The following is a 17,035-nucleotide window of genomic DNA, read 5'->3' as shown; positions in this document are numbered from 1 at the left end:
CCGGCCTTGCGGCCCTCGCGTCCACGACCCGGCTCGGACCCGACCACCGCCGCGCCGACTCGACGTCGTCGGTGACGATCTCGCCACCCGCTCAAACGTTCTCCGCCTGTTCGAGCTGCGGACGGTGGGCGACGCGGTCCGCCGTGTAGGGGGTGAAAGCCCAGGTGGCAAGGGCGCAGAGCGCAAGCGTCGCGCCGAGGACGGTGGGGCCGATCCAGCCGGCGGCGTCGAACAGGGCCGTCGTCGCGGCCGCCCCCAGGGCCGAGCCGAGGGAGTAGAAGACCATGTAGGCGCCGATGGTGGTGCTGGTGCGGTCGGGGTAGGCGGCGGTGAGAGTGTGCTGGTTGCTCACGTGGACGGCCTGGACGGCGAAGTCGAGCACGATCACGCCGATGACCAGCAGGGGCAGCGACCACGAGAGCTGTCCGATCGCGGCCCAGGAGACGAGCAGGAGCCCGAGTGCGAGGCCGGTGACCCGGCGCGCGTGCCCGGCGTCGCCCCACCGTCCGGACCGGGCGGCGCCCAGAGCCCCGGCCAGCCCCGCGACACCGAAAAGCCCGATCTGCGCTTCGCTGAGATGCCACGGCGCAGCGGCCAGCGGCAGGGCCATGCCGCTCCACAGGGTGCCGAACGACGCGAACAGGAAGAACGCGATCAGCCCACGGCTGAGGAACACCGGCCGCACGAACAACCCACCGAGGGACCGGAGCACCTGTCCGTACCGTGCCCCGTCAGAGCGGACATCTGCGGGCAGCACGGTGAGGGTGAGCAGGGCGAGCACGCCGGCGAGGGCGGCCAGGGCCAGGTAGACGCTCCGCCATCCCCACAGGTCCGCGAGGACTCCCGCCACGACCCGCGCGCCGAGGATGCCGATCACCACGCCCGAGGTCACGATGCCGAGGTTGCGCCCGCGCTCGGCCGACGGGGAGATCGACGCCGTGTACGCGACCGCGGTCTGCACCACCACCGCGAACACGCCCGCCGCGGCCAGTCCGGAGAAGGCCGCCCAGGCGACCGGGGCGGCCGCGGTGGTCACCGCACCCGCGGCCACGAGGCCGAGGTGTGCGGCGATCAGGCGCCGGCGGTCGAGCATGTCGCCCAACGGCACCAGCAGCACCAGCCCTGCCAGATACCCGAGCTGGCCGGCGGCCACGAACCAGCCGAGCGAGTCGACCGGAACGCCCAGATCGCGTCCCATCACGCCCAGTACCGGCTGCCCGGCGTAGACGCTCGCCACCGCGACCCCGCACACCGCCGCCAGCAGCAGCCTCGTCCTCCCGTGCACAGTCCACCTCCGTTTGGTTTCATTTTGAAACCGAACGGAGGTTAGGTCAGAATGGTTTCATTACGCAACTCGTTGGAGGGCTGATGGCACGCGACGAGACCGACGGACAGAACCCCGCTTGGACGGACCCGGTCTGCCCGGTCGCCCGCACCGCCGACCTGGTCGGCGACCGGTGGAGCCTGCTCATCGTCCGCGACGCGATGGACGGCGCCCGCTCGTTCACCGACTTCCAGCAGCGCACCGGAATCGCCCGCAACATCCTCAGCGACCGGCTCCGCAAGCTGACCGCCCACGGCCTGCTCACCCAGGTCGACGCCCCTTCGGGCAGGCGCCGGCTGTACGCGCTCACCGAGGCGGGCAAGGACCTCTTCCCCGTGATCGTCACGCTGCGGCAGTGGGGCGAACGCCACGCCTTCACAGCGGGCGAGACGCACTCCGTCCTGGTCGACGACGACGGCGCCCGCGTACCCGACCTCCTGCCCATCGCAGCGAACGGCGCCCCCCTGACGAGCGACACGACCTCAGTACGGCGTCCCACTGAGCGCGAACCGTCCTGAGCGGACCCTCATCTGGACGCGTTCGACCTCGATCCCCGATCCGGGGCGGCCGCGTGAATCCACTGCGCGAGGGTTCGAAGGTAACCCGGGGCAAGCACACCACCCCGTTGCACTCGATGGTCGGCTCCGGGGAACACCTCCACGGTCAACGTCGCCCGCTGGTCACGGTCGCCGGAACAGGCGACGGCACTGAACAGCCGGATGCTGTCGGCGACGGGAACGAGCACGTCAGAACCACCGAAGATCGCCAAGTGGGGACATCGCAATCGGCGCGCATCGGGCAGGGGGTCGTGATCCTGCTTGCGCTTGAGGAACTCCCAACCATCGGCGTCGACATCACCCCAGTAGGCGGCCAGACCTGGCGGATGCCCGGCCCGGGCAACGAGCCGGGTCGCCTCAGCGAAGTCGACACCACGTCGGCCCGCCTCCACCAGCCGGTCGTAGAGCGCCAAGACGTCGGCATTGTCCTGCTGAGATTGGGTGCCGGACGCTTTGACAGCGTTGGCCACCGCGTAACGTTCCTGTTCTGCCGGGGTCACTCCAGGGCAGCTGTTGGTGATGACCCAGGACGGTGCATCGCGGGCGGCCGCGCGCAGGGCCACCCAGCCGCCCTCACTGTGACCGAACAACCCGACCGCCTCGTCCGGCACCTCCGGCTGCGCGCGTAGTAAGTCCAGCGCCGCCAGCGCGTCGGAGGCCAGGTCGTCCATCGTCGCCGCACGCCACCGGCCCGACGACCGCCCCACCCCGCGCTTGTCGTAGCCGAGGACCGCGATTCCGGCCTCCAGCAGATATCGACGGATCGGGCGGAAGTAGCCGTCGTTGTCCCGATCCGACGGCCCCGATCCCCCGATCAGAACCACGCCTGCCGCTGCCCCTTCACCTGGAACCCCGAGCGAGCCGGCCAACGAGACGTCCTCTGCACCGAACCTGACTTCTCGCACATCCCACCCACTCGGCATGCCTCAGGCTACGAGCCACGCTTCACGGCCACTCGGGAATCAGCCGTGATGCTCCCGGAGGCGTCTTGGCCGCCGATGGCGGGGCCTGCCGGCCAGAGCGTTGCCAGATCCGTGGGCGTCAACGGGTCTCGGTAGGCGGCTTGGAGGGCGGCTGTCCTGGTGGCCTGGTCTGCGGCGGCGAGGTTGGCGAACCAGTCGATTCCGGCAGGGTAGGCCCAAAGGTATGAGCGAAGTTGCGGGTCGGCTCCCCTGTCCGCGAGGACGTCGGCAACCGCGGCCTCGGTCGTCCAGGGCACCCGGAAACGGGCGCGCTCGGCCAACTCCGCGATACCTGCCCCCTGATTGAGGGCGATGTGCAACTCGGCGCGCACAAGTTGGTTGTAGTGGTCGAACTTGGTGCGAGCGACCAGTTGTTCGTCATCGGGAGCGACGAACAGGGGGAGCGCTTGCGCGAGCCCTTCGAGCAGGACCTGTTGCGGCGCGTGCACCGACATCAGACGCACCCAGGGGACCTCCTGCGCAGCGGCCCGGGCCGTCCAACTCGCGCTTTGGAGACCGTGGCCGAGGACCTCATGAAGAGCGAACTGGCGGGCGGCGACCTTGGTGAAGCCGGCGCGGCGAAGGTTGAGGCGCAGCCGGACATTGTCGCCGGAACCGTCCAGCCAGTACGCCCAGTAGGCGTCCACCTCGGCGGTCTCGATGGTGAGGTTGAACGGGGCCTGGCTGCCGGTGGCCTGGCGGACGACCGTCTCGTAGTCTGCGGCGGCCTGCCTGATCGCGTCGGGCGCCTCCCCGGCCTCGATCGGCCCCTCGACCGCCCTCAACTCCCGGACGGTCTCGGAACCCCACCCGACCCCCAGCGCGCCGAGTGCCTGGCGGGCCTGGTCACCGCGGTAGGCGACGTATTCGTCCCGCCAACCGAGCGCGGCGCACCCTTGAGTGGCCCGGACGTAGTCGCCCAGCGGCGGATGTTCACCCATGAGCGCGCCGAGATAGGCGAGATCGGCGGTCAGACGGGTGGTGAGACAGTCGGCGCCGGCCTCGACGGTGCGGGCGCGCAGATCGGCCAGGCGCCGGTAGACCGCAAGACGGCTGGTCGCCGGCTCGGTGGGTGCGGTGGTGGGTGCGCAATCGAAGTCGATGACGGCTGCCGACCCGCGCTCCGCCTCGTAGGCGTGCCACCCTCGCAGCGTCGTCTCGATCTCGTCTCGCAGCTTCACGAATCGCTCCCAGCGCAGCGTCACGCCCGGCTCGGGCGCAGGCGATCACGGCCCGGTGCCCTTGCCACCGACATCCCGTACGAAGCTATCCGCGACCGGGTTCTCCGTCCCGCCCGGATGCTTGCGGGATCTCGGGCGCACAAGTGCAACCAGCGGCCGAGGCCCCCATGGCGCACGCAAGAGGCCCCTCCCGAGATCGGAAGGGGCCTCTGAACTGTGCGCACCCGAAGGGATTCGAACCCCTAACCTTCTGATCCGAGATTCCCAAACGATCACCGGCCCCGTCCGGATCAGTCCGCGCGCTCGGCCTTTGACCTGCACACCGTCAGATCTCGTTCACCCCAATCCGAGATCATCCATCCGCGTGGCTCCCACCGTGGCTCCCGGGAGCTACCCCGCCCGAACGGGGACGCCCCCTCCGCGATTGCTCAGAGCACGCTGGTACGAACATGGCACTAAGCAGGGACCTACGCGTCTCACTCGTACGGGATAACGTCTCGGTTGGAGACGGAGGTCAGGGTGGGGCAGAAACGGCGTTGGCGACCCAGCAATCGCTGGGTTCTCACCAGCATGACCATGATGACCTCCCTGAGTACCTTCTTGGCAGGTATCGCGGGGTACTCCGAAGCACCGGCAGAGACCCAGCTACTCGCTCTTCTTGGCGCAAGCGGCCTGGCCGGGTTGGGCATCGCCGCTGGCGCAGCCGCCGAAAGCTTCAAAAAAAATCATAGTTGCGATGCAACTTTCGATGTCGCCGAAGCTTTTTCGGCGTAGCCGCGGTTCCATCCCCCACATTCCTCCCCCGGCCCCGACGCGTCCTGCACTAGCGGCGGACAGGTTCTGTCAAGGGTGGCGCAGCCATCACAACGTGACGCCCATAGGGCGCCCTTGACGGGTTCTGGCCGCCGCCACCCTCAAGGCTCCGGGGTCGGGGGAGCCCTGTGCCATTCCAGGCCAGCTGACAACGTCCCTGTGGTGGCGATGCCCCTCTTCGGCTGGGCTTCGAATTCTGGGCGGCGGTGCGCCCTGCTGACCGCCGACGGCTGGCGGGCGGTGAGGAGGCGTCGCGATGCGCGGCTCGGCGCGGTCGGCCGGTGACCGGCGCCCACGCCGCACGCTCCGGGCGGCCTGGCGCGGGGCCGCGCAGCGGCCTGAGCGCCGCCGCCCCTTGACGCCCTTGGCCCACACCAGTCGGCGGTATCTGTCGTGGTCGTAGCCGCGGTCGGCCAGCAGCCGCTCGGGCCGGCGGCGGGGGCGTCCGACCCGGCCTCGGATGGGCGGCACCTTGTTCGGCAGCGGCATCAACTGGGTGACGTCGTTGCGGTTGCCGCCGGTCAACGACAGGGGCGAGCGGGGTGCCGCGCCCGCCGGTCAGCACGTGGTGTTCCGAGCCCAGTCGACCGCGAGGGCTCGGCCCGGTTTTGGGCCGCCCCACGATCCATGGAGGTTGCTCACCCTTACGCACCTGCCCACACCACACCCGGACATCACGCCATGTCGCATCACATGCACAATTTGTTATGACCTCTTAGGGGGCTGTCGAATACACCATCCAGGCGCCTTCGGGGCCCACTACCAGCCCGCCGTACCGGCTCACCACGCGCGGAGCGGCACCAGGCCTGACCTCCCGGTCCTTGCCTGAACGGGCGTCCAGGACGACCGGGCCGTTGGGCGTCGTTCCGTAGACCGCGCCATGCCAGAACGCGGTGACCTTCGGGGCGAGCCGCCCGTCGGACGGCAGGCGCCACAGGGTGTCCAGCGTGCCGGCGTCCAGCCCGACGATCCCGCCGTCCGCCCCGTTGCACAACAGGGTCTCGGCGCCGTCGGAGACGCAGTGCCACCTGTATTCGAGGCCGAGGTGTTTGCGGGGTTTTCCAGTCTTGATGTCGTGCAGGACCGTGGAGCTCCTGTCCCTGACGGAACCCGTCGAATGGTGCAGTGAATACAGGCCGGGTCCGGCCGGTTCGGCCTCGAAGGTCGGCACCTCGTACTCCTTGGACGCCCACTCCTGCCGCTGGTCGGTGGCGCGCAGCCCGAGAAGCCGGTAGTGGAGCAGGTCTCCGGTCTGTCCCGCGATCACACCGCCGTCCAGCCCGATCGCGTCGAAGCCGCGCCGGATCCAGCGCACCTTGTGGGCCGCGAGATCGGCCACCACGGTCCCGCCGCCGCTCCAGTTCAGCACCGCGGTCGTCGCGTCGACCCCGACCACGCTGACCGGATTACCCCAGGGGGCGCTGTCCTGGGGCAGAGGCAGGTCATCGTTGAGGACGTTCTTACCGCTCGCCAGGTCTACTCCGATGAGTTCGATCGCCGCGCCCGAGGGCGTGGTGCCCTGCCCGGGGACCTCCGTCATGAACGCCGCGAGCGCCGTCCGGCGGCCCTGCAGCATGACCACCGTGGCGCGCGTGTCACTCGACCGGCTGAACAGTTTCTTGCGCGGTCCTGTTTTCCACACCTGCCGACCCGTGAGGATGTCCACTCCGTACATCACGCCATCGGCGACCGACACCGCAGTGCGATCGTCGAGCAGCACGGGAAGCGCGCCGTAGCTGGTCGTGTAACCGGACTGCCTGGCCTCGGCCGGCAGTTCGACCGCGCGCCGGGTGTCGAACCGGACGGGAGGGTCGGCGACGGGGACGGCCGGGGCCGTCGCGGCACTCGACCGTCCGGTCGCGGACTTGCCCGAGGTGGCTCCGGCCTTCGGGTGACCGCCCCCGCACCCGGTGAGGAGCACGGCCATGGCCACTGCTGTGCAGATCCATATTCTTTTGTCCACAATGCCGATCGTACGATCGATTGACACGGCTGAGAAGACCGATCACCGCAACAGCTCCGAAGGCGCCATGACTAAGGGTCGTTAGAGTCCGACGGCTTGACTGGAGTGATGGGCGACGAGAGCACGCTCAAGTCCAGTTTCCTGGCAACCAGAATTTCGAATCTGCCACACAGAAGGGACCCTAAGACCCCCCTTGTCGGCTGCTAGATTCTGCCACATGGAATAAGTGCCGCGGCTCCCCTTTCGCTGTCACGTGAGGGGCGGGGCCGGCGGATATGGCCGAAGGCCGCCCCGTAGGGTCCGGCAAGACCCTCGCCGACCAACAAAGCCGACCGGAAGGCCCGGGTCCTGGCGCGGCTCGCTGAGGCTGGCGTCCCGGTATCCAACCCGGCTGACCCGAACGCCGTCCACGTCTGGGAACGCGCCGGGCCCGCCGATCCCTACGTCAAGCCGACCGAAGCGAGGCTCCTGCACCTGATCAACGAACGCGTCCAACGGCGCCGCCAACTCGACGCCGCGACCCACAACCCCACCCCCGAACTCTCGGCAACTGCGGAGGCAACGTGACGACTGCGGCGACTGGGGCGGATGAACCGCTCATTTGGAAGCCGGAACAGGCGGCCGTGAAGCTCGGCATCGGACGCACCAAGGTCTATGACCTGATGCGCCCTGGTGCGCTGCGGTCGGTCCGGTCCGGTGGCTCTCGAAAATCCCGACGCCGGGACGGTTCCCGATGAAAGGATCACGGTCAAGGCGTTCCTGGAGCGCTGGTCGGCTCACAACCTGCCGGGCGTGGTGGCCGAGTCGACGGAAGACGACTACCACGACACGGTTCGGCTCCACCTGTCGCCGACGCTGGGGCGGAAGCGACTGGCCAAGCTCACCGTCCTGGATGTCGACAAGCTGTAGCAGGCCCCCAAGCGGGAAGCTGGCTACAGCGCCAACAGCATCCGGATCATGCGCACCGTCCTCCGCAAGGCGCTCGGTCAGGCTGAGCGTGAGGGCATCATCGCGCGCAACGTCGGCGCTCTTTCGGCAGCGCCTCACGTGGCCAAAGAAGGGCGGACACTCACGATCGATCAGGCGAAATCGCTGCTCGACACGGTGACCGGCCACCGCTTCGAGGTAACAGTCATGATCGCCTTGGCCTACGGGCTGCGCCGCGGTGAGGTTCTCGGACGTCACTCGTCGCTGGACTGGGATGCAGGCACGGTGCGGCTCACGCACGCCGTGAAGCGAATCAAGAACCGAGACAAGGCGATCAAACGTAAGACGCGCCTGGTGCTCAGCGAACTGAAGACGCCCAAGTCACGCCGGACGCTGGTCCTCACGCCACAGCTCGTGGCCAAGCTTCGGCGGCTCCATGTCCAGCAGGCTGAGGCCAAGATCGCGGCCGGTGAGCTGCGGAACGATCACGGCTGATCTTCGCGAGCAAGGTCGGAACACCGATGGATCCCGACAACCTCTCGCGCACCTTCTCCAAGCTGGCCAAGCGCGCGGAGCTCGGGAACTGGCATCCGCATGAGCTGCGGCACTCGGGGGCCTCGCTGAGGCTGGCTCAAGGGACGCCGTTGCACGTGGTCTCCGAGATCCTCGGGCACACGTCGATCGCGATCACCAAGGACGTCTATGGGCATCTGCTCGTCGATGACAAGCGGGCGGCGGCTGAGGCCATGAGCGGTGCCCTCCTCGGGGCCTGATCGGATCCTGTGGCTCCCAACGTGGCTCCCATGGCGCACGCAAGAAGCCCCTCCCGGGATCGGAAGGGGCCTCTGAGCTGTGCGCACCCGAAGGGATTCGAACCCCTAACCTTCTGATCCGTAGTCAGATGCTCTATCCGTTGAGCTACGGGTGCCTGCCGGAGTTACTGTACCGGCTCCGGGGACTCGACTGCGAATCGATTGACGGACGCGAGCGGCCTGCGGTGTGACTTGAGTCACGGAACCCTTGGTGGGGTAGGTACGCCAAAGGGGTGATTAGGCCGGGTGTGACCTGCGAGGGTGTAGCCCGTCCGAAAGCCCAACCCCCCTGAAGGAGAAACCCCATGCGCATGTCCGCCACCAAGCTGGTCGGCGTCCTCGCCGTCGGTGGACTGATGCTCGGTTCCACGGGCTGTGGCGCGGTCGACGCCATCGCCGGCGGGAAGAAGAAGACCGCCTGCAAGAACATCGAGACGGAGCTGCGGAGCTTCTCCACCGGCGGAATGTCGATGTCGTCCCCCAGCGGCGCCTCTGCCACCGCGCAGAAGTTCTCGGACACGGCCTCCAAGGTGCGTTCCGAGGGCCAGAGCGCCGGCGGGGACGTCGAGACCGCCGCGACCGCGTTCGCGGGCGACCTCGACGAGACCGCGTCGATGCTGCGGCAGGTGCAGTCCGGCAGCACGACCCCGCGCCAGCCCGACCTCGCGGGAATGCGGCAGCACGGCAACGACCTCGCTGAGGCCTGCGGATTCACCGGGTTCCGGCTCGGCGGCTGACGCCCGGCGCGATCCGCTCCCGCGGCCCCGGGAGCGCGGCGCCCGGACGTGTTTCCGACTATGCTGTCGGGGCCAAGGTTCAGACTTTGCCGGTTGGCTCGCCAACCCGGTAACCTGACCTGGGCCTGATGGCTCCTGGAGGATTCGCCTAGTCCGGTCTATGGCGCCGCACTGCTAATGCGGTTTGGGTGCAAGCCCATCCGGGGTTCAAATCCCCGATCCTCCGCTCATCTGACCAGGGACTTCGTCCAAGATTGCGATCTTGAGCGAAGTCCCTGTCGCATTCCAGACGTCCGTTTTTCCTGGTCCGGTGTGCACAGGAGGTCGGCGGGGTGCTTTCGTCCCCGGACGATGCGGGTGCTGACCGGACCGGCTGTGGTTACCCTGCGTGTTGGCCGCGCCGGTTGCGGTGACCACATGCTCCCGGCACACCGTCCGCCTCGACCGCATTCGCGCGCACTGGGACGACATGCTCCGCGTCGCCGGATCCCTGACCACCGGGAAGGTGCGGGCCTACGACCTGATCCGGAGGCTGTCCCGCGACGGCGACCCCACCGGCCTGGGGGACGCGTTCGCCCACTACGGGCGAATCTTCAAGACCCTGCACCTTTTGCAGTTCATCTCTGACGACGGCTACAGCCGCGTGGTTCGAAAACAGCTTCTTAGCTTGTTCTTTATCTACCGGCCTCGATGTCAGCGGCCAGTTCGGAATTCCCCACCGGCGGCCAGATGGTGGGGAGGCATCTGGCCGTCACTCGTCACTCTGTGTGGATCCAGCCTGGCGTGCATCTGGGGAAAGTTCGTGAAGGTGGCGGACGCTAGTCTGCCGATGTGGCTGAGACTTGGAGCGAAGATCGACTTGTTGCCGACGGCTTTCGGCGTGTCCTCGTCGAATTGGATTGGTATGACGGCGTACGCGCAGGTCTTGCCGAGGTAGACGGCAAGGTGCACTACTTTCAAAGCCTCAACCAGCTCGACATGGTTGATGAAGTTGAGTACTACGTGTGGCCCGCGAGCGACGACGTTGCGGCGATGGAACGCGAGCAATGGGTCATCTATGTCGAGTGGAACCGGCGTTATGAGGCCGGAGAGGCCGGGGTGGACAGCCATCCAGGGCACGGAGGGATCGACGCGCGGTATGACGAGCTGACATCGTTGCTCATGCCGCACCGCCGGGCGCCGGCTGATGCGCTGCGCCTGGTGGCCGAGTGGCGGTTCGGCCCGGGCGCCCGCTACCGGGCCGAGGGGATCGACACCTGGGTCCGGTGGAAGGCGATCGGGTAAGTCGGCAACGAACAGGACCGGCCACTCCCCGGCCCTTTGGCGAACGACCCTGACGCTCAAGGGCAGTCACAGAGAGTGCTCACCTAACTAGCCGTACATGGGACTCTGCTCTGGCCGCTGTCACCTCGAACGGCATCTCAAGCTGAGTCGCTCATCTGAGGGTTTGCCGGACGTGAGGGCGGCCTTCGCCTGATCATGTGCTCCGACCAAGGTGCACTGACCGAGACGAAGGCCGTGAGGGTGAGTCTGCTGCCTGATGCTGTCCAGAGGGAAGCGTTCGCGCAAGCGTCACGCTTCCGGAGCGAGTTCTACGAGTGTCTGACTGCTCGACGCGATGAGTTGTTCGAGCTGATGGACGCGGTGCTTTGTGCGGACGGGGCGGTGAGGTCCCCGGTGGATCTGACGCTGCTGCCCGAACGTCGTCGTGGGCACGGAGCGATGTACGGCGGCCTGAACCGCGGCCGGATCGATGTCGATCGGCTGCGGACGGTGCTGGCCGGGCAGCCGCTGCCTCGTTTCGAGGGCGGGCGCCTGGTCCTGGCGGTCGATGTGTCACCGTGGCTTCGCTCGGACGCGCCGTGCTCGGCCGAGAGGCTGTTCTGCCACGTCTACGGCCGGGCGAAGACAGCCTCGCAGTTCAACCCGGGCTGGCCCTACTCCTTTGTCGCTGCGCTGGAGCCGGGCGCCACATCCTGGACCGCGATCCTGGACGGGGTTCGGCTCGGTCCGACCGACGACGCGACCGCGGTCACCGTCGCCCAGCTGCGAGGTGTCGTGGAGCGGCTGATCGCCGCGGGGCAGTGGCAGGCCGGGGACCCGCATATCGTGATCGTCAGTGACGCCGGATATGACGTCACCCGCCTGGCGTGGGTTCTGCGTGACCTACCCGTCGAGCTGGTTGGCAGGGTCCGGTCCGGTCCCGACCGCGTCATGCGGCTACCCAAGCCGCCCCGTCAGCCGGGAACCAACGGCCGGCCGCCCAAGCACGGCCCGGAGTTCCGCTTCACCAAGCCGCAGACCTGGCCCGAACCCGCGATCACCACGGTCACCGACACCACCAACTACGGCAAGGCCCAAACGCAGGCATGGGACCGGGTCCACCCCCCCGGCTCACCCACCGTTCCTCATGGCTGGACCACGACGGCGAACTGCCCTTGGTCGAGGGCACGTTGATACGGCTGAAGGTCGAGCATCTGTCGAAGGACCGGGATGCTCCGCCGGTGTGGCTGTGGTCCTCGAAGATCGGTGCCACTGCCGACGATGTGGATCGTTTCTGGCAGGCATTTCTCCGCCGTTTCGACCTGGAACACACCTTCCGCTTCGCGAAGCAGACCCTGGGCTGGACCACCCCAAGACTCCGCGCTCCCCAGGCGGCGGACCGCTGGACCTGGATCCTGATCGTCGCTCACACTCAGCTCCGACTCGCGCGACTGCTAGCCACCGACCTCCGTCGGCCCTGGGAGAAACCCACCGCCGCGGACCGGCTCACACCGGCCCGGGTTCGCCGGGTGTTCAGGAACATCCGCGCTCACCTCGCCTGCCCGACTCGTGTTCCCAAACCCCAAGGAACTGGTCCCGGGCGTCCACCCGGCGCCAAGAACAGACACCGGGCACCCTGCTACGACGTCGGCAAGACTGTCAAACGCCCCGAAACCCTCAAGGCCATCGGCAAGCCTGGAAGATCTTGGTAGATAAAGAACAAGCTTAGCGCCGTCTACCGTTGTGTGGTGGTTCGCCCTACAACGTGTCGGCTATGTCAATCGGTCGTGCTGGCGTGCACGGCGATGATTCGCCAGCCGTGCGTCTCGTCGTGTAGCCAAGTACGGGTGTAGCGCATCCTGGCCGAGAACGGCGCCCCGGAGACGGTCCCTTCGATGGTGCCGAGAAACCACGTCACCCCGGTGCGCCCATCGGCGAGCACGGTCAACTCCTCCTCAGCCACCCTCGTCACCACCTGCGCCCGAGTGCGGTGCACCTCCAGGTCGTCCGCCTTGGTCTGAACGTTCGCACCGAAGGTGAAGATCAGCCGATCATCCAGCAGCCGATCCAGCGCCTCGACGTCTCCAGCGAGCTGCGCGGTCTGAAGTCGGCGCTCGGCGTCCCGCAAGTCTTCCATGAGGCCCACCCTCCCAGCCGGCGCCGTATCCGAGCCAGGACGTTCACGCTCGGCTGATCTTCGCAGTCCGATCCCGGGACTCCGATCGCCGGGGAGTGGGTGTCGAGTTCCGAAGGTTTCCCGACACCCCGCCGACCTGCGCCCGCGCCACCCGGAAACCGAATAGTGGGGAGAGAAACGCCCCTCCAGAAGAGCGATTCCGGGCCCGGACCGACGCGCCGAAGGCGTCCTGCTGTTCGAGGACCTGGCGACCACCTCCAGACGCCCGCGCTGGAGCGGCCGGCGTTCGCACGTATCGCCGCGGCCGCGCACGTGGGCGACGTACAGACGGTCTCGGAGTTGTTCCGGCTCTGCCGCGACCTCATCGACATCCGCGTAGCCACAGTGGTGGGGACGTCGTCGAACTGGCGGGCGCGACCGGTGTGGTGGCGGTGCGGGACGGCAAGGACCCGGACGAGCTCGTCCTCCTGCTGAACCGCGCGGCCCTGCGCCCCGCCGAGACGAGGCGGTTCGGCGGTCGAGGAGGGTGCGCGCCCTGCAAACGGTCGGTTGGAGGGGCTACGGTCCTTTGATGACCTGGTTGACCGATACCCGGAACTCCTACGACGCCCTCGCGGCCAGCTACGCCGACGAGACCCGCGATCTGCTCGACAGGCTGCTGCACGTCCGCGCGGGGGTTGTGCTGTTCGCCGACCTGGTCCGCGCGATCGGCGGTGGGCCCGTCGCCGACGTGGGCTGCGGGCCGGGGCACACCACCGCCCTGCTGCGGGAGCTGGGCGCGGACGCGTTCGGCATCGACCTGTCACCCGCGATGATCGAGAACGCCCGCCGCGAGCACCCCGACGCGCGGTTCGAGGTCGGTTCGATGACCGACCTGGAACTCGCCGACGACTCTCTCGCCGGTGTGCTCGCGTGGTGGTCGCTGATCTACATCCCGGACGAGGCGGTGCCGGGCGTGCTCGGACAGTTCCACCGGGTGCTGCGGCCGGGTGGGGTGCTGGCCGTGGGATTCCACGTCGGTGACGAGACGAAGATCGAGACGACCGGTGACGGCGACCAGGCAGTGCAGGCGTATGTGCACCACCGCCAACCGTCCCGCGTGGCCGACTGGCTCCGCGAGGCGGGCTTTACCGTGGAGGCGCAACATCTACTGAATCCGGACGAGCCGAAGCCGGGTGCGATCCTGTTCGCCCGCCGACCCGCGGCACCGCCTCGGTAACCTCCGGCCGCGGGGCCGGGCAGGTGGTCTTCTGAGGTGCTTCCGACGAAGATTGCAGGAGGAGAGGCGTATCACCCCGGGGGGGAACGATGCTGTTCAGGCGGGAGGTTCTTGAGGGGATCGCGGGTGGGCGGATCGACCGGGTGTTCCGGGTGTGGGCCGAGCCCCCCGGGTCCGCGCGGGGAGCACTCAGCGCACCTGGGCGGGAATCATCGTCATCGACTCGGTCACGGCCGTCACCCCCGAGGAGATCACCGAGGAGGACGCGCTGCGTTCGGGCTTCGATGGCCGCGCGGCGCTGCTCACCGCTCTGTCCAAGAGCACCAAGGAGGGCGGATACCACCGCGTCATGCTTCATCTGGGCGGCCCCGACCCCCGATCGGAGCTGGCCGGGAACGCCGACCTGACCGACCAGGAACTGGCCGACCTCAAAGCCTCCCTGGACGCCATCGACACCCGCAGCCACCGCGGCCCCTGGACTCGCGAGGTCCTCCGCGTCATCGAGGAACACCCCGGGCTGCGCGCCCTGGACCTGGCCGAACACCTGGACCGCGACAAACTCCCCTTCAAGGCCGACGTCCGCCGTCTCAAAGCCCTCGGCCTCACCGAAAGCCTGGAGACCGGATACCGCCTCTCCCCGCGCGGCAAGGCCCTCATGGCTTACCTACGGTCCCTGACCGAATGATCCATCCCGGGTGGTCCTGCTGGGGCGGGGCCGGAGTTCGGAGGTGTCACGGCTTCGGACCGGGCGAGGCTCCATGTGGAGGGCTTGCGGCTGACCGGTCTGGTTGGTGAATCGGCTGGGTCAGACCTGCGCGGACTGCGGTGAGCGCGGCGTGCGTCCGCGATGGCAGACCGAGTTTATGCAGGATGTTGCTGACATGGGTGCGCGCGGTGCGCTCGCTGATGACCAGCCGCTGGGCGATCTGTTTGTTCGCGTGTCCTTCGGCGACCAGGACGAGGATCTCCCGTTCGCGCGGTGTGAGCGTGTCGAGTTGGGCGGGGCTCGGGGTGTCGGACGTTGATTGCCCGAGCGGTGGCGCCGGCGCGGTCGGACGCCGGCTGGTGGGCTCGTTACCGTGCTGACGGATCTGTGGCGGCAGGCCAGGTGCGGATGGAGGCGCCTGCACCGTCGGGTGACGCCACCTGGGCAAGGTCAGCCGACCTGTTGTGAACATGTAGTGCAGGAGCACTGCCATGCCCCAGAAGAATGCGGCCCACAGCGGCCACCAGTAGTCGGCTCCGTAGTCCTTCGGGGTGGGGGTGGGATCACGGGTTATCTGCCAAAGCCCGATCAGACCGCCGATGGGCAGGCCTGCCATCAAGGCGTGAGCACCCCAGACCGGGGCCCGCCACCCGCGTTGCGGTGGTTCCTCGTCGGGAAGGTCGTGGAGAAGCGTGGCCAGCTCGGCCCATGTGACGGCGTTACGGGCCGCTTCGGTGCGCTGTAGCAGTTCGTCCAGGTTTAGCCGACCCGCGCCGCAGTGCGTCTGCAGTCGGTCGGTGACCCGGTCCCGCTCGGTGTCGCCTACCCGGTAGTCGTGGTCCATGCCACCGTGATCCTGACTCTCGTCACCCTGATCCAGCATCATTATCCGTCTCACGCTTTCGCAGCCGCTTGGGGCGGACGTGGCACGGCCGGACAGGCGCTGCCGGACGCCGGCAGGGTCTGCGTCTGCAGGTAGCGGTTGACGGCGTTGTCGATGCATGCGCTGCGGCCGTAGACGATGTGACCCCAACCCCGGTAAGTGAGCAGTACCGCTTCGCCGCGAAGTTGCTTGGCGATGCCGGTGGCCCAGCTGTACCCGGTGGCGGGGTCGTGGCGGGCATTGATCAGTAGCAGCGGCGTCGCACTGCCACGGACCTTCAGCCGGTGTTGCGGGTTGACCGGTGCGGGCGCACCCAGGCACGCCGTGGTTCCGTACACCGCGAAGGTGCTGTACCGCATGTCGGGCGCGATTCTCGCGGTGCGGCGCAGGTGGGCGGCGTACTCGCGGTAGTCGCGGACCGGTAGGCCGTAGTCCGAGCAGAAGATCGCCAGGGGCGCGTAGGGGATCGTCCGCGCGGCCGGGGCGGCCGCCGCGGCAGGCGGACCGGCCACCAGTGTGGCGAGGACCTGCGCCAGCTCCGCCCAGTACGGGCCGCGGAAGCCCTGTTCGGCGAGATCGATGAGGGAGAACGGAGTCAGCGCGGTCTGCGGGTCGTCCGGGTGGCGCAGTTCTCCGCGCTCGGCCCGAAGCCGCAGGTCGGCGAAGACGGTGCGGACGTCTCGGCCGTGCAGGGCGCAGGTGCTGGTGCGGGTGCACCATGCCGCGAACTCGTTGAAGGAGTCCTGGACGTTCGCCGCCTGCGTATCCAAATTGGAGCGGGTGCCGAGGCTGTGGTCGGTGACGCTGTCCAGCACCATCGCGCGGATCCGCCGCGGGTACCGTTCGGCGTACTGCGCGCCGAGCAGGGTGCCGTAGGAACGCCCGCGGAAGGTCAGGGCGTCCTCGCCGAGGGCGGCCCGGATGGCGTCGAGGTCGCGTACACCGCTGAGGGTGTCCACATGGTCGAACAGCGGCCCTGTACGCGCCCGGCAGTCCTCGCGCAGCCTCCGGTTGTAGACGAGGCGAGCATCGAAGTCGGCTTGGCCGGACAGTACCGGCGGGGGTTCGTGCGCCAACAGGTCGGCCGAGCACATCACAGGATGGCTGCGGCCGATACCGCGGGCGTCGTATCCGACGATGTCGAAGCGGCGGTTGAGGTCGGTGATGAACCGGCTGCGGTTGGCCAGCACACCGTCCACGCCGGAATCGCCCGGGCCGCCGGGGGCGTCGATCAGCGACCCGATTCGGGCCGCCGGGTCGATGGCGTGTCGGCGGATCAAGGCGAGGTCGATCTTCGGCCCCCGCGGGCGAGTCCAGTCCACCGGGACGGACAGGGTGCCGCACTCGGCGGTGACGTCCTCCTCGCACGGGGCCCAGTCGATGGCCGAAGCGGTGCCCGCCGACGCCGATCCGGACAGCACCGCACCCAAGCCGGAAACGGCGGACGCGGCGACCAACGCCACGGCGACGACGATGGCACGGCGTTTCATATCAGCCCCAGTTGGTGATGCGAACGGTCCGTGCCAAGGCTGGTCGATCGCCCCATGGCGT

19 protein-coding genes, 2 tRNA genes and 1 pseudogene are annotated in these 17,035 nt (G+C 68.3%); 13 read left to right on the top strand and 9 right to left on the bottom strand.

Translation table 11 applies throughout. The annotated features are described in order from the left end of the window. Positions 1 to 91: 91 nt before the first annotated feature. Positions 92 to 1,285 (bottom strand): MFS transporter, encoded by a 1,194-nt coding sequence (locus tag AB0H37_RS16270; RefSeq protein WP_360613386.1) that lies wholly within the window; start codon positions 1,283 to 1,285, stop codon positions 92 to 94. Between the two features lie 83 nt (positions 1,286 to 1,368). Between AB0H37_RS16270 and AB0H37_RS16265 the strand changes: the two genes are divergently transcribed. Then, positions 1,369 to 1,842, top strand: coding sequence for a helix-turn-helix domain-containing protein (locus tag AB0H37_RS16265; RefSeq protein ID WP_360613384.1), 474 nt, complete (start codon positions 1,369 to 1,371; stop codon positions 1,840 to 1,842). An 8-nt stretch (positions 1,843 to 1,850) separates the two neighbouring features. Here AB0H37_RS16265 and AB0H37_RS16260 read toward each other — a convergent pair whose 3' ends face one another. Together AB0H37_RS16260 and AB0H37_RS16255 are read right to left on the bottom strand one after the other, a co-directional pair. Further along, positions 1,851 to 2,804 carry an alpha/beta hydrolase gene (locus AB0H37_RS16260; RefSeq protein WP_360613382.1) on the bottom strand — a complete coding sequence of 318 codons (954 nt, stop codon included), beginning with the start codon at positions 2,802 to 2,804 and terminating at the stop codon, positions 1,851 to 1,853. An 8-nt stretch (positions 2,805 to 2,812) separates the two neighbouring features. Beyond that, positions 2,813 to 4,024, bottom strand: a complete 1,212-nt coding sequence (locus AB0H37_RS16255; protein WP_360613380.1) for a hypothetical protein — start codon at positions 4,022 to 4,024, stop codon at positions 2,813 to 2,815. A gap of 570 nt (positions 4,025 to 4,594) precedes the next feature. Between AB0H37_RS16255 and AB0H37_RS16250 the strand changes: the two genes are divergently transcribed. After that, positions 4,595 to 4,798, top strand: coding sequence for a hypothetical protein (locus AB0H37_RS16250; RefSeq protein ID WP_329096893.1), 204 nt, complete (start codon positions 4,595 to 4,597; stop codon positions 4,796 to 4,798). Positions 4,799 to 5,194: 396 nt separating this feature from the next. Here the strand turns inward: AB0H37_RS16250 and AB0H37_RS16245 are convergent. Both AB0H37_RS16245 and AB0H37_RS16240 read right to left on the bottom strand, forming a co-directional pair. Then, positions 5,195 to 5,447 (bottom strand): annotated as a pseudogene (locus tag AB0H37_RS16245) (transposase); the annotation flags it as partial. A gap of 105 nt (positions 5,448 to 5,552) precedes the next feature. Then, complete coding sequence (locus tag AB0H37_RS16240; RefSeq protein WP_360613378.1) at positions 5,553 to 6,800, bottom strand: PQQ-binding-like beta-propeller repeat protein; 1,248 nt, start codon at positions 6,798 to 6,800, stop codon at positions 5,553 to 5,555. Between the two features lie 696 nt (positions 6,801 to 7,496). On the opposite strand from AB0H37_RS16240, the gene AB0H37_RS16235 reads away from it, so the two are divergent. Genes AB0H37_RS16235 through AB0H37_RS16225 form a run of 3 tightly spaced genes read left to right on the top strand, consistent with a single transcriptional unit; the run spans position 7,497 to position 8,500 of the window. Next, the gene (locus tag AB0H37_RS16235) at positions 7,497 to 7,709 is read left to right on the top strand and encodes a hypothetical protein (RefSeq protein WP_360613376.1); all 213 of its coding nucleotides are present in this window, start codon (positions 7,497 to 7,499) and stop codon (positions 7,707 to 7,709) included. 48 nt (positions 7,710 to 7,757) lie between these two features. Next, a complete protein-coding gene (locus tag AB0H37_RS16230) occupies positions 7,758 to 8,222 on the top strand; it encodes a hypothetical protein (RefSeq protein WP_329096896.1) in 465 nt (154 codons plus the stop codon). A gap of 26 nt (positions 8,223 to 8,248) precedes the next feature. Then, complete coding sequence (locus AB0H37_RS16225) at positions 8,249 to 8,500, top strand: tyrosine-type recombinase/integrase (protein WP_360613374.1); 252 nt, start codon at positions 8,249 to 8,251, stop codon at positions 8,498 to 8,500. Between the two features lie 82 nt (positions 8,501 to 8,582). Here the strand turns inward: AB0H37_RS16225 and AB0H37_RS16220 are convergent. Then, positions 8,583 to 8,655, bottom strand: a tRNA-Arg gene (locus tag AB0H37_RS16220). Positions 8,656 to 8,844: 189 nt separating this feature from the next. Between AB0H37_RS16220 and AB0H37_RS16215 the strand changes: the two genes are divergently transcribed. From AB0H37_RS16215 to AB0H37_RS16190, 6 genes are all read left to right on the top strand, one after another. After that, on the top strand, positions 8,845 to 9,276 hold the full coding sequence (locus AB0H37_RS16215) for a hypothetical protein (RefSeq protein WP_179831669.1): 432 nt from the start codon (positions 8,845 to 8,847) through the stop codon (positions 9,274 to 9,276). A 137-nt stretch (positions 9,277 to 9,413) separates the two neighbouring features. Then, a tRNA-Ser gene (locus AB0H37_RS16210) sits at positions 9,414 to 9,502 on the top strand. 162 nt (positions 9,503 to 9,664) lie between these two features. Next, positions 9,665 to 10,213: a Tn3 family transposase gene (locus tag AB0H37_RS16205; protein ID WP_360613371.1), complete on the top strand. Its 549-nt coding sequence runs from the start codon at positions 9,665 to 9,667 to the stop codon at positions 10,211 to 10,213. Continuing rightward, complete coding sequence (locus AB0H37_RS16200; RefSeq protein ID WP_360613501.1) at positions 10,108 to 10,560, top strand: hypothetical protein; 453 nt, start codon at positions 10,108 to 10,110, stop codon at positions 10,558 to 10,560. The genes AB0H37_RS16205 and AB0H37_RS16200 overlap by 106 nt, the downstream gene beginning before the upstream one ends. Positions 10,561 to 10,800: 240 nt before the next feature. Next, positions 10,801 to 11,733: a transposase gene (locus tag AB0H37_RS16195; RefSeq protein WP_360613369.1), complete on the top strand. Its 933-nt coding sequence runs from the start codon at positions 10,801 to 10,803 to the stop codon at positions 11,731 to 11,733. Then, positions 11,715 to 12,251: a hypothetical protein gene (locus AB0H37_RS16190; protein WP_360613367.1), complete on the top strand. Its 537-nt coding sequence runs from the start codon at positions 11,715 to 11,717 to the stop codon at positions 12,249 to 12,251. Before AB0H37_RS16195 ends, AB0H37_RS16190 begins: the two co-directional genes overlap by 19 nt. 65 nt (positions 12,252 to 12,316) lie before the next feature. On the opposite strand, the gene AB0H37_RS16185 is transcribed toward AB0H37_RS16190, so the two are convergent. Then, a complete protein-coding gene (locus AB0H37_RS16185) occupies positions 12,317 to 12,676 on the bottom strand; it encodes a nuclear transport factor 2 family protein (RefSeq protein ID WP_329096914.1) in 360 nt (119 codons plus the stop codon). Positions 12,677 to 13,247: 571 nt separating this feature from the next. Between AB0H37_RS16185 and AB0H37_RS16180 the strand changes: the two genes are divergently transcribed. Further along, complete coding sequence (locus tag AB0H37_RS16180; RefSeq protein ID WP_360613365.1) at positions 13,248 to 13,895, top strand: methyltransferase domain-containing protein; 648 nt, start codon at positions 13,248 to 13,250, stop codon at positions 13,893 to 13,895. 154 nt (positions 13,896 to 14,049) lie between these two features. After that, complete coding sequence (locus AB0H37_RS16175; RefSeq protein ID WP_360613364.1) at positions 14,050 to 14,580, top strand: hypothetical protein; 531 nt, start codon at positions 14,050 to 14,052, stop codon at positions 14,578 to 14,580. Between the two features lie 46 nt (positions 14,581 to 14,626). Here AB0H37_RS16175 and AB0H37_RS16170 read toward each other — a convergent pair whose 3' ends face one another. Beyond that, positions 14,627 to 15,445: a LuxR C-terminal-related transcriptional regulator gene (locus tag AB0H37_RS16170; RefSeq protein ID WP_360613362.1), complete on the bottom strand. Its 819-nt coding sequence runs from the start codon at positions 15,443 to 15,445 to the stop codon at positions 14,627 to 14,629. Positions 15,446 to 15,495: 50 nt separating this feature from the next. Continuing rightward, positions 15,496 to 16,974, bottom strand: coding sequence for an alpha/beta hydrolase (locus tag AB0H37_RS16165; protein ID WP_360613360.1), 1,479 nt, complete (start codon positions 16,972 to 16,974; stop codon positions 15,496 to 15,498). Between the last annotated feature and the right edge of the window lie 61 nt (positions 16,975 to 17,035).

This window comes from Actinomadura sp. NPDC023710 (genome assembly GCF_040639875.1).
Classification (GTDB): Bacteria; Actinomycetota; Actinomycetes; order Streptosporangiales; family Streptosporangiaceae; genus Spirillospora; species Spirillospora citrea.
Note: the sequence above shows the minus strand (reverse complement) of the source record. Positions and strands in the feature narration are given on the sequence as shown.